A 14,236-nucleotide genomic window follows, 5' to 3' on the forward strand; every position below is an offset into this window, starting at 1 on the left:
GTGGAATTCCTAGTGTAGCGGTGAAATGCGTAGATATTAGGAGGAACACCAGTGGCGAAGGCGACTTTCTGGACTGTGTCTGACACTGAGGCGCGAAAGCCAGGGTAGTGAACGGGATTAGATACCCCGGTAATCCTGGCCGTAAACGATGGGTACTAGGTGTTGGGGGTATCGACCCCTCCAGTGCCGGAGTTAACGCAATAAGTACCCCGCCTGGGGAGTACGGCCGCAAGGTTGAAACTCAAAGGAATTGACGGGGGCCCGCACAAGCGGTGGAGTATGTGGTTTAATTCGACGCAACGCGAAGAACCTTACCAAGGCTTGACATCGTCTGATGATCCTAGAGATAGGAAGTTCTCCTTCGGGAGACAGATAGACAGGTGGTGCATGGCTGTCGTCAGCTCGTGTCGTGAGATGTTGGGTTAAGTCCCGCAACGAGCGCAACCCTTATCCTATGTTGCCAGCACGTAAAGGTGGGAACTCATGGGAGACTGCCGTGGATAACACGGAGGAAGGTGGGGATGACGTCAAGTCATCATGCCCCTTATGTCTTGGGCTACACACGTACTACAATGGGCTTAAATAGAGGGTAGCGAAGCCGCGAGGTGAAGCCAAACCCAAAAACAAGCTCTCAGTTCGGATTGCAGGCTGCAACTCGCCTGCATGAAGTCGGAATCGCTAGTAATCGCAGATCAGCATGCTGCGGTGAATACGTTCCCGGGCCTTGTACACACCGCCCGTCACACCACGAAAGTTGAGAGCACCCGAAGCCGGTGAGGTAACCAGCAATGGAACCAGCCGTCGAAGGTGAGATCAGTGATTGGGGTGAAGTCGTAACAAGGTAGCCGTATCGGAAGGTGCGGCTGGATCACCTCCTTTCTATGGAGATTTGAAAAGCTGAAATATGTTTTTCTAATCCAAGGTCGACACATCTGGTTGTTCACGTACTTACATTGCTTAGTTTTGAGGGAATACATCCCATGTTGTTGCCAGTGATGGTAGTGATATGAATGGTAAACCTCTAAATGAAGTTAACAATTAACATTGTTAACTAAGCGACCATACGGAATTTCGATTCCGAATGTCTGCTTATGTTCTTTGAAAACTGCACAGAAGAAAGCAACGTAATAATTCTAATAGCAATATTAGGGTGATTACCGAGCATGTTAGGATTATTTGAAACATGTATATTCTTGTTTTAGAACTCGAATATACCACCAAGTAAAGGTTGGCAAGAAGCTGTCAGCTGCTAGGCGGAGCGAGGACAAGAATGGAGTCGTACTACTTGTACGTCGACATGAATGCCCACAGCGACAACAACGCAGATGATAGGTTATTGTAAACCGACTATTAGAGTGACGAAGTCAAGCTAATAAGGGCATACGGTGGATGCCTTGGCGCCAAGAGCCGAAGAAGGACGGGGTAAGCTCCGATAAGCTAGGGGGAATCGCAAGCAGGTATTGATCCCTAGATTTCCGAATGGGGAAACCCAACAATGGTAATGCATTGTTACCCATGGCTGAGACCATGAGGAGGGCACCTGGGGAACTGAAACATCTAAGTACCCAGAGGAAAAGTAATCAAGTGAGATTCCCTAAGTAGCGGCGAGCGAACGGGGAAGAGCCCAAACCGAGTCAGTTTACTGATTCGGGGTTGAGGACCAGCATAATTCAAGTCAGGCTTAGTCGAACTACCTGGAAAGGTAGACCATAGGGGGTAACAGTCCCGTAGACGAAAAGCAGAGCGAGATGGCTGAGATCCAGAGTACCACGAGACACGTGAAACCTTGTGGGAAGCAGGGGGACCACCCTCCAAGGCAAAATACTCCTTGGCGACCGATAGCGTATAGTACCGTGAGGGAAAGGTGAAAAGCACCCCGGGAGGGGAGTGAAAAAGAACCTGAAACCGTATGTCTACAAGCAGTCGAAGACCCTTATGTGGTCGACGGCGTGCCTATTGAAGAATGAACCGGCGAGTTACAGTAACTAGCGAGGTTAAGCAGAAGATGTGGAGCCGTAGCGAAAGCGAGTCTTAATAGGGCGAATAGTTAGTTGTTGTAGACCCGAAACCGCAGTGATCTATCCATGGCCAGGTTGAAGCGCAGGTAAAATTGCGTGGAGGACCGAACCCGTGAACGTTGAAAAGTTTTGGGATGAGTTGTGGATAGGGGTGAAATGCCAATCGAACGCGGAGATAGCTGGTTCTCCCCGAAATAGCTTTAGGGCTAGCCTCAAGAAATAAGTACAGACGGTAGAGCTCTGATTGGGCTAGGGGCCTTATAGGTTACCGAACTCTGTCAAACTGCGAATGGCTGTACTCGGACCTTGGGAGTCAGACTGCGAATGATAAGATCCGTAGTCAAGAGGGAAACAGCCCAGACCATCAGCTAAGGTCCCAAATGCCGTACTAAGTGGCAAAGGATGTGGAACTTCAGAAACAACCAGGATGTTGGCTTAGAAGCAGCCACCATTTAAAGAGTGCGTAATAGCTCACTGGTCGAGAGGTTTTGCGCCGAAGATGTCCGGGGCTAAAGTACGGAACCGAAGCTATGGATTTGTATCTTAGGATACAAGTGGTAGGGGAGCGTTCTATACGCATCGAAGCAGTACCGTAAGGAGCTGTGGAGTATATAGAAGTGAGAATGCCGGTATGAGTAGCGAAAAGACAAGTGAGAATCTTGTCCACCGAAAGCCTAAGGTTTCCTGAGCAACGCTCGTCGTCTCAGGGTAAGTCGGGGCCTAAGCCGAGGCGTAAATGCGTAGGCGATGGACAACTGGCAAACATTCCAGTACCACCCCCATCCGTTTGAGTGATGGAGTGACACAGAAGGGTAAGTAATCGCATGAATGGAAGAAATGCGTCTAAGCTTGTAGGGTGTTTAGTAGGCAAATCCGCTAAACGAGAAGCCTGAGGAGTGACGGGGAGTTGACCGCAAGGTTGATGAACTTACTGATCCCATGCTGTCAAGAAAAGCTTCTAGCGAGGCTGTGGGTGCCCGTACCGCAAACCGACACAGGTAGGCGGGGAGAGAATCCTAAGGTGCGCGGGAAAACCCTCGTTAAGGAACTCGGCAAAATGTCCCCGTAACTTCGGGAGAAGGGGAGCCTCTTTAGGTGATTACCCTCGCGGTATGAGCTAAAGGAGGTCGCAGAAAAGAGGCCCAAGCGACTGTTTACCACAAACACAGGTGCCTGCTAAAGCGAAAGCTGACGTATAGGTGCTGACACCTGCCCGGTGCTGGAAGGTTAAGGGGAGTGCTTAGAAGCAATTCGAAGGTGTGAACTGAAGCCCCAGTAAACGGCGGCCGTAACTATAACGGTCCTAAGGTAGCGAAATTCCTTGTCGGGTAAGTTCCGACCCGCACGAAAGGTGTAACGACTTGGGCACTGTCTCAACGAGGGACCCGGTGAAATTGAAATACCTGTGAAGATGCAGGTTACCCGCGACTGGACAGAAAGACCCCATGGAGCTTTACTGTAGCCTGACATTGAATTTTGGTAAATGATGTACAGGATAGGTGGGAGACTGCGAGACATGTACGCTAGTATGTGTGGAGTCGTTGTTGGGATACCACCCTTTATTTACTGGAATTCTAACTTTAGTAGTAACGAAACTGAGGACAGTGTCAGGTGGGCAGTTTGACTGGGGCGGTCGCCTCCGAAAATGTAACGGAGGCGCTCAAAGGTTCCCTCAGCGCGGTTGGAAATCGCGCGAAGAGTGCAAAGGCAGAAGGGAGCTTGACTGCGAGACGTACAGGTCGAGCAGGGACGAAAGTCGGACTTAGTGATCCGGTGGTACCGCGTGGAAGGGCCATCGCTCAACGGATAAAAGCTACCCTGGGGATAACAGGCTAATCTCTCCCAAGAGTCCATATCGACGGGGAGGTTTGGCACCTCGATGTCGGCTCATCACATCCTGGGGCTGTAGTAGGTCCCAAGGGTTGGGCTGTTCGCCCATTAAAGTGGTACGTGAGCTGGGTTCAGAACGTCGTGAGACAGTTCGGTCCCTATCCATCGCGGGCGTAAGAGATTTGAAGGGAACTGCTCCTAGTACGAGAGGACCGGAGTGGACGAACCAATGGTGTACCAGTTATTCCGCCAGGAGTACAGCTGGGTAGCTACGTTCGGAAAGGATAAACGCTGAAAGCATCTAAGCGTGAAACCAGCCTTAAGATGAGATCTCTCATAGCATAAGCTAGTAAGTCCCCTTGTAGATGACAAGGTTGATAGGCCAGGTGTGTAAGTCCAGCAATGGATTCAGCTGACTGGTACTAATAGGACGAGGGCTTGACTTAATTTAGTTAGCAGCAAGCTGCTAACGACTAACATGCAGTCTTTCTTCTGTGAAGTTTTGAAGGAACATACAATATAGTATGTACTTCACATATCCAGTGGCGATAGCTAAGGGGTTCCACCTGTTCCCATACCGAACACAGTAGTTAAGCCCTTATACGCCGAAAGTACTTGGATGGAAACGTCCTGGGAGGATAGGTAGTTGCTGGTTAATTAGAAAGCACTCATTTATGTGAGTGCTTTTTATCATATTGATCTTGAGTGAGTATTTTTTGTTTTTTCGTTCCTGAGATTGGTGAGAATGCTTCAGATGCTAGGCACGACGAGCACGCGAACTGAGCAGTACATCAGTACGTGAAGTGAGCGCGCGCAGGAGTAACGACGCAGATGGGGTATTATCGCCAGTCGAAGTACCGAACACAGTAGTTAAGCCTATACGCCGAAAGTACTTGGATGGAAACGTCCTGGGAGGATAGGTAGTTGCTGGTTAATTAAAAAGCACTCATTTATGTGAGTGCTTTTTGTGTATTAAGAAAAAGATTATATTTTTTTAGTTTTTTATTAGGTTTTGCAGGAAGGCAATGTCTTTTTGGGGAAGAATACAAAATGGAAGGAGTGTCATACGTGAATATAGTTCTAGAACAAATTGAGGCAAAAGTTATGCAGGGAATTCGTCTTAATCGAGAAGATGGCATTGCATTATTTGAATGTAACAATTTGACTTGGTTAGGTTACCTAGCAGATATAGTTAGAAAAAATGTGAGCGGCGATTATGTATATTACAATGTGAATCGTCATATTAACCTTACTAATATCTGTACTGCTCGTTGTGAGTTATGTGCTTTTGGATGTGATGCAGAGAGTGTCCACTCCTATGCCATGAATAAGGAAAATGCTTTAGAAATTGCTAAACAGGCGGCTAAAGATCCAGATCTTAGAGAACTGCATATCGTGAGCGGCTTGCATCCAGATTGGCCTTTTTCATACTATGTCGATGTAATAAAGGAATTAAAACAGGCATTGCCACATATTCATTTAAAAGCGTTTACAGCTGTAGAGATTATATATTTTTCTGCTATTTCTGGAAAGTCTGTTGCCGAAGTATTAATCGAACTACAAAATGCTGGTTTAGACTCTATGCCTGGGGGTGGTGCTGAGATATTGTCAGATCGGGTAAGAAATGAGATTTGTCCTAAAAAGGCTACTGCCGCTGAATGGTTGGAGGTAGCTCGCATAGCACATAGTCTAGGGATTCGCAGTAATGCCAGTATGTTATATGGTCATATTGAAACAGTAGAAGAACGAGTGGATCATTTATTATCTTTACGCAATTTGCAGGATGAAACAGGCGGCTTCCAAACGTTTATTTGTTTTCCTTTTCATCCTAATAATACGGTACTTGGTGAACGAATAGAAAGAACTTCAGTATGGGATGAACTTAAGACGATGGCTATTTCTCGTTTGATGTTAGATAATTTTAAGAATATAAAAGCTTATTGGGTCATGCTAACATTGCCGATAGCTCAGCTTGCATTGGGATTTGGTGCAAATGATATTGATGGTACAGTAAATGAAGAAAAAATCATGCATGCAGCAGGCGCAAAATCTGCTACATCATTGAGTAAAGAAACAATCATTAAGACAATCCGTCAAACTGGTCGTATTCCAGTAGAGAGGGATTCTATGTATAATATAGTTAAAATATTGTAATAGAAAGGAACAGCCTAAATTGATATTAGCTGTTCCTTCTTTATGGATGGAGCTGCAAACCCATCTAAATTAAATCTTCTTTATAGCGGTTCATTTAGTGTAGAAACCAGTAAATGCGCACAGACTACATTTGTTGCAACTGGGATATTATGAACATCACATATTCTAAGAAGGGCTGTGATATCTGGTTCATGGGGTTGAGCCGTTAGAGGATCTCTTAGAAATATTACTAAATCAATTTCTTCACAGGCAACACGTGCTCCTATTTGTTGGTCACCACCAAGTGGCCCGGATAAATATGTGGTGACATCCAGACCAACGGATTCTTTAATTAGGCGACCAGTAGTGGCAGTAGCCACTAAATGGTGTTTTGCTAGAATTTTTTGATGTTTAACAACAAATTCTAACATGGTTTCTTTTTTACGATCATGAGCAATTAACGCAACAGTTTTCATGACAACACCTACCTCTAATTATAGATAGATAAATTATATCATAATTAGCTTTACTAGTATGTTAAAGTTAATAACATAGTGTTAATTTTAACAAAGAACTAATCCTGCTAAGAGAAATATGCTGTAGAATTTAAGCTAAGTCCGTCCTATGGATTTTTTCGGATTCAAGGATCACTTATATGAGTGAGCGCCTAGATTTAATAGTGGAGTAACTGGATCAATAATTTATTATATAATATGATTCTGTGGAAGAAGCAGGATGAGTATTGATTTATGGCGAATAGAAAGTAGTAATGAAGCTTTAATTTGCAAGGAGTGATTAAATGTGTTGCCATTTCTAATAATAGCATTCTTAGTAGTTAATTTCCTATATTTCTTTATGGAAATGCCCGTATTAGCATTTGGTTTTACGGATTGGTCGAATTTGGTTATAGCCTGGGGGATACTATTTTTATTTATCTCAGCATTAATTTTGCTGAATAAGTTTAGGTTATTTATAGCCAAAACAGCCTGGGGAGAAGTATTAAAAAAATTATTCCCTCAGTTATTTCAGGAACGGCCACATGTTGTTGATATTGCTAATTATCAAAATCAAGGACAAAATTATAAACGCTATAGAATGCTCGGCTTTGTAGGGATTATATTGTTAGTAGTTGGTGTGAGTAATTTGTTGATTCTACCAATATTAACAAGCGCTCCGATGCTATATAGCAGTGCTTACAGAGGTTTATTAGGCGAGGTAAAAGAAAGTTCTTTTACTTCTGATATCGAGCCGATAAACTTATCGCAAATACGAATTGTAGATGAGGAAACAGCTCGTAAGCTGGCAGAAAAAATCATTGGTGAAGTACCTGCTTTAGGTAGTGAAGTGCAAATTGGTGAATTATCACTGCAAAAGGTACGAGAAAAATTATATTATGTAGCACCCTTAGAACATCGTGGTATCTTTCAATGGCTGACGAATTATACTAGGGGAAGTAAAGGCTTTGTTATGGTCTCTGCTACGAATCCCCAAGATGTACATTTAGTGCAGTCGGTTAATGGCAAAGAGGTATATCTAAAGTATCAAATGAAGGGTTTCTTCTTTGATTATTTACCCAGATACGTATATTTTAATGGATTTTTTAATATTGGGATTTCAGATTTTTCTTTTGAAGTAGATGATGATCTTAATCCATATTGGGTTGTGACCTTATATAAAAATAAAGTTGGTTATCACGGTTCTGATGCAGTAGGTGCAGTGATTGTAAATGCTCAAACAGGTCAAATCAGTCGGCATACTATTGATGATTTGCCTCGCTGGGTTGACAGGGTTCAGCCTGAATCCTATGTATATAAGCAAGTTAAAGATTGGGGCGATTACATAAATGGTTTTTGGAATAGTGTATTTGCCAAAATGGGAACATTAAAGCCAACGGGAAATGAGCTTCATCTCATTTATGGCAACGATGATAGTGTATATTGGTATACAGGGATTACCTCATCAGGTAAAGATGGAAGCTCAGTCGGTTTTATTTTGATCAACTCTCGTACGAAAGAAGCAAAATGGTATAAGGTATCTGGTGCTGATGAAGGCGGCGCCAAAAAATCAGCAGAAGGCCAGGTACAGGAGAAATCCTATCGTGCCGGATATCCTATTTTGTATAACATCGGCGGTGTGCCAACTTATATTGCTCCTTTAAAAGATAAAGAAGGGTTATTAAAAGCTGTATCCTTTATCTCTGTAGAAAACTATAATTTAGTAGGTGTTGGAGCTGATATTGAAAGTGGCTTGCGTGCTTACCAGCAAGTATTAGCTAGCAAGGGAAATCAGTTTATTCCAAGTCAGGAAAATAAAGCATTGAAATTGCAAGGTAAAATCAGCCGTGTTTCTCAAGTGGTTAAGGGTGGAGAGTCTTATTTTTATTTTATGATCGAGGGCGATAATCGAATTTTTGTGGGGAGTTCGAATACGTCACCGAAAATTCCTTTAGTTAAGGTAGGAGATCTCATATCGGTAACTGCAAATGATACAAAAGAAAATACATTAAGCATAACTGAGTTTAAAGGTGAAAACTATTAAATAAAACAAGTCATCCTGCTACAGCAAGTAGAAGGATGACTTGTCTTTATATGGAAGATAAATTATAGTAGTGATAAAGAGAGATACTATAAAAGAATAAATCAGTATCTTTTATAGGAGGTTTTTATTATGAATTTTAATTTTGAGAAATACTCGACCAAATATACGGATAAAAAGCTGTTTGAGAAATTAAAAAGATTTTCCCTTAAAGCTGGTAAAAAGTTAGTATATGTTGTGTTACTTTTATATTACACATTGCAAAAAAACAATGTTCCGAAAAAAGTGAAAGCGGTTATTATTGGCGCACTGGGATATTTTATTTCCCCTTTTGATTTCATTACAGATTTTTTGCCTTTTCTAGGATATACGGATGATTTTGGTGCGTTGATGATGGCGTTAGCGGTAGTTGCAATATATATTGATAAAGAGACAAAAATCCGAGCAAAGTCCCGTTTGGAGTCTTGGTTTGGTAAAGTAGATGAAAGTGAACTGGAAGAGGTTAATGCTAAGTTATGAGTGCTAATAAATATAAGGCAACTTGTATATTGGGGATTGTTTCTTGTGGATTCTTAGCAAGCTATCCTTTTTCCCACACGTTCTTTGGCGGTCTTTTAGCCAGAGGGTTCGGTGCTGCAATGATAGGCGGTTTAGCTGATTGGTTTGCTGTGTCCGCCTTATTTCGCCGCCCCTTAGGCATACCTTTTCGTACGGCGATTATCCCCCGAAATCGGGAAAAGATATTTCAAGCTTTGATTGATATGGTCGAGCATGAGATATTAATAAAAGAGAATATAAAGAAAAACTTGGATGACTATGATTTAACGGCTACATTACTGTATTTTACCAATGAGAATAGTGGTAAGCAAGATGTGAAAAAAATGCTATATCGCTTTTGGCAGGATTTTGCTCTTCAAGTGAATCCGGAAGATTTAGAGGTATTAATTCAAGATTTTGTAGAAGACAATATGGACAATATTAAGGTTCTTCCCTATGGGATCCCCATTGTCCAATGGTTTATGGATCACGAATATGATGACAAAATACTAGATCTTATCATTGAGCAATGTATCATTGCTGCCCAGAATGAAAAGTTTGTCCACTTGCTGGCAAATGTTTTTGCTGCTGTTACCAAGAAATATGAACATGGTATGAATCGGAGGAAATTATTTAATTTGCTGATGGATTTATCCCCTAAGCAATTGGCGAAGGCAGCTCAGCATGGATTGGTCAGTATATTATTAGAAATGAAATCCCCCCAGCATCCTTTCAGGCTAGACGGAAAGGCGAAATTGAAACAGTTTGTAGTCAGGCTGCAAAATGATGCTGATTTTGGGCAACGGGTTGAGTCATGGCTCCAGCAAAATATAATATATAAATTTAAATTAGGCGAAAAAATATCCAGGTCCATGGTAGCTGTATTTCATAAAGTGATTCGTGACAATAGACTGGCAGTTCGAGGGATGGACTCTCTTATGGCACAGCTGGAGATAGTTCTGGAAGATTTCACTAAAAATCAGGAAGATCGGGTGAAGATGGATTTGTACCTTAAGGCTGTTTTAGGAGATTGGCTAGATCGCAACCATGACCAAATTGGCAGAATTGTAAAGGAGAGCCTTAATGAATTTACCAATGAGCGATTGGTAAATTTTATTGATAGCAAGATGGGCAATGATTTGCAGATGATTCGTATTAATGGCTCATTTGTTGGCGGTTTGGTAGGAATGATTCTATACATATTGACCTATTGGTTATAAATGCAGGTGAAGAGAAATGAATAATAAAAGCATAGCAAATCAAATTTTACTATTGGTATTTTTACTATTTTTATTGTCTGCTGGGCTTAAACATTACTATAAAGATATTTTCGCTGTAGAGTTGCTCTTTGCTGTAATGGAGGCGGCGTTGGTAGGTGGGATTGCCGATTGGTTTGCGATTACTGCGCTTTTTAAAAAACCTTTAGGTTTTCCTTGGCATACGGCATTGATCCCCAGGCATCGTCAAAAGGTAATTCGGTCCATTCGGAATATTATTGACCAAGATTTGCTTACGGTAGAATCCATTAAAAAAAGGGTAGAGAGTATCTGCTTTGTTACTTTGCTGATTGGCTTTGTAGATCATGAGAGAGGAAGGGCGTTCATAAGAAGTTCTCTGGAGCGATTCGGTAAGGATATGATCAGTAAACTTGATATTCGAGATTTCGTTAATCATATAGAAGGTTTTATTAGAAAAGAAATCAAAAACATTGATCTTATCTCGCAAATGAACAATATAGTCAGATGGTTATTAGAAAATGACCGTGTTCGAGTTTTAACAATGTACATTGTGGATGAACTTATCAATCAGCTAGATAAAAATGAGGCAAAAAGAAATATCTACCGATATTTAGAAGAAATGACGCAAACCAAGAATCGGTCACCCTTAGAAAGAGCCTTCATTTGGTTAGGTGAGCAGACTAATAGTGTAAGCCTTTCCGATGCAACGGATGCTTTTTATGCAGAGATTCTGGCAATCTTGCAAGATATTAAGAACCCTGATCATGTCATACATAATAAAATTCATGAAAATTTAACAGCGATAGCCGAAGTATCTGAAAAGAATTATACTTGGCTAGAACAAGTGGAGAGCTGGAAAATGACGTTGGCGACAGAAGTAGAATTAGGTGATGCAGTGATTCATGTATCGGAGAATTTTCTAAAGACGGCGAATCCTCAGCTCAGTCCTCAACTCATCGATTGGATCTATACTCAAATGGATCGATACTGGATGTTTTTTAAGGAAAATATTGAGCTGCAAGAATGGCTGGAAGTGCGTATTAAGCAGGTGATATATGAGCTTATCGAAAAAGAGCATTATATCATTGGTGAAATTGTTCAAAGGGTTTTAGGGGAATTTAACGATGATAAGCTGAATCATTTCGTGGAAGAAAAAGCAGGGAATGATTTACAATGGATTCGCATCAATGGTTCTATCGTAGGCGGTATAGTCGGTTTACTGATGTTTTTCTTCTTACGTTATGTTTATGATCCCTATGTCGTTCCCATTATCCAAAGCTGGTTTTAAGGAAAAATGATGAAAGAACGTTTTGTAATTGCAATACTTATTATTATGGTAGTCATATTAGAAATTGTTGATGAAGTCGCAAAAAGAATCACCTCTCTATATACGAGAAGGTGATTCTTTCTTGTATTATAATCAATAAAGCGCTATTTTAAGAGTTTGGTCATATACTAGTAGAAGGTCGCTGGAAAGTTATTTTATAAATAACGAGGGAGTGGTTAAGGTGAAGGTTGGTTTAGTAGGGATTGGACGTATGGGAAGAGTATTAGCAGGATTATTAGCAGGTCAGGTAGACTTAGTCATATTTGATCGAAATATAGAGAAGGTGGAAAAAGCAGCAGAAGAAATTAGTGTTTCTACTGTTGGTTCATTAGGAGAGATGGCGGAATTGGGAATTGTAATTTTGGCTCTCCCTGATCCAGAAGTCGTGAGTTGTATTAAAGTATTTAATGACATAGGAAAAAATATAACTGTGATTAATATCGCGACAAATGCGAGCCAAAATATGCTAAACAGTATAGCGGATTCCCATGTAAAGTGTATTTGTGCTAAATTTATTGGCCATGCAGGTGAGATTGCATTAGGACATTCTCCAGTCATTATTGTCAATCAGTTTCCTGTAGAGGTAGTTGCGCAAACTGTGGAAATCTTTCAATTAGTTGGACAGGTAATCGTCGGCAAGGCAGATTTAGTGTATACCATTAATACGGTAGCTGCGCAGAAAGCGATTGAAGCGGGCGTAGCTATTGAGGAGGTCTTAAAGCAAAAAGGGATTTCAGATCCAGGGATTATAAAAAATGCTATCGGGCAAGTTGCCGCTGGAGTGATGAAATCCTATGCTGATGGCACCTTGGGACCTTTTGCCAGGGAAATTGTACAATCTGTCAAACATAAGAACGAGACAAAAAGCTTGTAATTTTTGTGTTTGAAAAGATAGGGAATATTATGAACCACAAAGGAGTACACCAAATAAGTTATAAATAGAACCCTTTGTGTCCTTTGCGTCTTTGTGGTTCGATTTTTTTCAAATCTGTACCTAATGAAAAATATAATTCTGTATATTTTAAAGAGGTCTATTTTGTTTTATAATAACATTATATTTTTAGAAGTCCTCAATAATAAATGATCCTAGGACTAAAAATAAAAACAAGTATAGGAGGAATAAACAATATGCAGCAAGGGACTTTTCGCGTAAAGGCTGGTTTGGCAGAAATGCTTAAGGGTGGCGTGATTATGGATGTAACTACGCCTGAACAGGCAAAAATTGCTGAGGAAGCAGGAGCTTGTGCTGTAATGGCATTAGAACGTGTTCCAGCAGATATTCGCGCGGCAGGCGGGGTTGCTCGGATGGCTGATCCTACGATTATCTTGAAAATCATGGAGGCTGTGACCATTCCAGTTATGGCTAAAGGAAGAATTGGCCATTTTGTAGAAGCGCAGATCATAGAATCACTAGGAGTTGATTATATTGATGAAAGTGAAGTGCTAACTCCTGCCGATGATAAATATCATATTGATAAACATCAGTTTAACGTTCCCTTTGTATGTGGTGCTAAGAATCTTGGTGAAGCACTGCGTCGTATTGGTGAAGGGGCAGCGATGATTCGTACCAAGGGAGAGCCAGGAACGGGCAATGTAGTCGAAGCTGTAAAGCATATTCGTATGGTTATGAGTGAAATTCGTCAGCTGCAGAACTTACCGAATGAAGAAGTATCTGCCTTTGCCAAAAATATTGCAGCTCCTTTAGAACTTGTTATGGAAGTGAAAAAATTAGGACGTCTGCCAGTTGTTAATTTTGCTGCAGGAGGTATTGCGACACCGGCTGATGCGGCTCTGATGATGCACTTAGGCTGCGATGGCATATTTGTTGGCTCGGGTGTCTTTAAGTCAGGTGACCCTGTAAAAAGGGCAAAAGCAATTGTAGCAGCTACTACCTATTATAATGATCCCAAGATTTTGGCTGAAATCTCTCGCGATCTTGGTGAGGCTATGGTGGGTATCGAGATTTCTACCATAGCAGATCATGAGCGCATGCAGGATCGTGGCTGGTAAGCAAGAGAGAAAGCAGGGATTATTATGAAGATCGGAGTATTGGCATTGCAAGGTGCTTTCCGGGAGCATTGCTGGATGCTGGAAGGCTGTGGAGTAACAGCAGTAGAGATTCGAAAGCCAGAAGAATTAGACGGGGTTGACGGTTTGATCATTCCTGGGGGAGAAAGTACCACTATTGGCAAGCTAATGATGGAGTGGGGATTGTTGGATAAGATTAAATTAAGAGTGGACCAGAAAATGGCGGTATATGGAACTTGCGCTGGCATGATTCTGCTGGCGAAGGAAATTAAAGATAGCAATCAGCCTCGTTTAGGGATCATGGATATTGTAGTTCGACGCAATGCTTTTGGCCGTCAGCGTGAGAGTTTTGAAGCGGATATGACAGTGCCTGAATTTGGCGCAGAATCGCTAAAAGCTGTCTTTATTCGCGCACCTTATATTGAAGAGGCAGGCAAGGATGTAAAAGTGATGGCAAGGGTACATAATAAAATTGTTATTGCCAGGCAAAATAATATCCTTGTTACGGCATTTCATCCTGAATTGACCAAGGATGATCGAATTCACCAGTATTTTATTTCAATGACCAAGAACGCGTAATAACAAAAAAA

9 protein-coding genes and 3 rRNA genes (1 of these 12 only partly in view) are annotated in these 14,236 nt (G+C 41.6%); 11 read left to right on the forward strand and 1 reads right to left on the reverse strand.

Features of this window, described 5'->3' with window-relative positions; translation table 11 throughout:
• The 4 genes from JBW_RS00135 to mqnE all read left to right on the forward strand — a co-directional run.
• Nucleotides 1-879: ribosomal RNA gene (locus tag JBW_RS00135) — 16S ribosomal RNA — on the forward strand; it begins 679 nt to the left of the window's first position.
• A gap of 483 nt (nucleotides 880-1,362) precedes the next feature.
• Nucleotides 1,363-4,294: ribosomal RNA gene (locus tag JBW_RS00140) — 23S ribosomal RNA — on the forward strand.
• 92 nt (nucleotides 4,295-4,386) lie between these two features.
• Nucleotides 4,387-4,503, forward strand: a 5S ribosomal RNA gene (gene rrf / locus JBW_RS00145).
• The 16S, 23S and 5S rRNA genes sit together here, the layout of an rRNA operon.
• A 413-nt stretch (nucleotides 4,504-4,916) precedes the next feature.
• A complete protein-coding gene (gene mqnE / locus JBW_RS00155; RefSeq protein ID WP_007953699.1) occupies nucleotides 4,917-6,002 on the forward strand; it encodes an aminofutalosine synthase MqnE in 1,086 nt (361 codons plus the stop codon).
• Nucleotides 6,003-6,082: 80 nt separating this feature from the next.
• Here the strand turns inward: mqnE and JBW_RS00160 are convergent, their stop codons facing one another.
• Complete coding sequence (locus JBW_RS00160) at nucleotides 6,083-6,457, reverse strand: methylglyoxal synthase (RefSeq protein ID WP_007953701.1); 375 nt, start codon at nucleotides 6,455-6,457, stop codon at nucleotides 6,083-6,085.
• Nucleotides 6,458-6,782: 325 nt separating this feature from the next.
• On the opposite strand from JBW_RS00160, the gene JBW_RS00165 reads away from it, so the two are divergent.
• From JBW_RS00165 to pdxT, 7 genes are all read left to right on the forward strand, one after another.
• The gene (locus tag JBW_RS00165) at nucleotides 6,783-8,519 is read left to right on the forward strand and encodes a hypothetical protein (protein ID WP_007953703.1); all 1,737 of its coding nucleotides are present in this window, start codon (nucleotides 6,783-6,785) and stop codon (nucleotides 8,517-8,519) included.
• Between the two features lie 129 nt (nucleotides 8,520-8,648).
• Nucleotides 8,649-9,035 (forward strand): YkvA family protein, encoded by a 387-nt coding sequence (locus JBW_RS00170; protein ID WP_007953704.1) that lies wholly within the window; start codon nucleotides 8,649-8,651, stop codon nucleotides 9,033-9,035.
• A complete protein-coding gene (locus JBW_RS00175; RefSeq protein WP_007953707.1) occupies nucleotides 9,032-10,273 on the forward strand; it encodes a DUF445 domain-containing protein in 1,242 nt (413 codons plus the stop codon). The genes JBW_RS00170 and JBW_RS00175 overlap by 4 nt, the downstream gene beginning before the upstream one ends.
• A 16-nt stretch (nucleotides 10,274-10,289) precedes the next feature.
• Nucleotides 10,290-11,579 carry a DUF445 domain-containing protein gene (locus JBW_RS00180; RefSeq protein WP_007953709.1) on the forward strand — a complete coding sequence of 430 codons (1,290 nt, stop codon included), beginning with the start codon at nucleotides 10,290-10,292 and terminating at the stop codon, nucleotides 11,577-11,579.
• Nucleotides 11,580-11,799: 220 nt separating this feature from the next.
• Entirely contained in the window at nucleotides 11,800-12,492 is a 693-nt protein-coding gene (locus JBW_RS00185; protein ID WP_007953711.1) for an NAD(P)-binding domain-containing protein, read from the forward strand.
• A gap of 254 nt (nucleotides 12,493-12,746) precedes the next feature.
• Complete coding sequence (gene pdxS, locus JBW_RS00190; RefSeq protein WP_007953713.1) at nucleotides 12,747-13,628, forward strand: pyridoxal 5'-phosphate synthase lyase subunit PdxS; 882 nt, start codon at nucleotides 12,747-12,749, stop codon at nucleotides 13,626-13,628.
• Between the two features lie 24 nt (nucleotides 13,629-13,652).
• Nucleotides 13,653-14,225 carry a pyridoxal 5'-phosphate synthase glutaminase subunit PdxT gene (gene pdxT / locus JBW_RS00195; protein WP_007953714.1) on the forward strand — a complete coding sequence of 191 codons (573 nt, stop codon included), beginning with the start codon at nucleotides 13,653-13,655 and terminating at the stop codon, nucleotides 14,223-14,225.
• Nucleotides 14,226-14,236: the final 11 nt, after the last annotated feature.

Source organism: Pelosinus fermentans JBW45 (assembly GCF_000271665.2).
GTDB lineage: Bacteria > Bacillota > Negativicutes > DSM-13327 > DSM-13327 > Pelosinus > Pelosinus baikalensis.

Bases quoted from the DNA above. Each gene is read 5' to 3' on its own strand.
- JBW_RS00180 (WP_007953709.1), top strand. From the start codon at position 10,290: ATGAATAATAAAAGCATAGCAAATCAAATTTTACTATTGGTATTTTTA.
- JBW_RS00170 (WP_007953704.1), top strand. From the start codon at position 8,649: ATGAATTTTAATTTTGAGAAATACTCGACCAAATATACGGATAAAAAG.
- pdxS (WP_007953713.1), top strand. From the start codon at position 12,747: ATGCAGCAAGGGACTTTTCGCGTAAAGGCTGGTTTGGCAGAAATGCTT.
- pdxT (WP_007953714.1), top strand. From the start codon at position 13,653: ATGAAGATCGGAGTATTGGCATTGCAAGGTGCTTTCCGGGAGCATTGC.
- JBW_RS00160 (WP_007953701.1), bottom strand. From the start codon at position 6,457: ATGAAAACTGTTGCGTTAATTGCTCATGATCGTAAAAAAGAAACCATG.
- JBW_RS00175 (WP_007953707.1), top strand. From the start codon at position 9,032: ATGAGTGCTAATAAATATAAGGCAACTTGTATATTGGGGATTGTTTCT.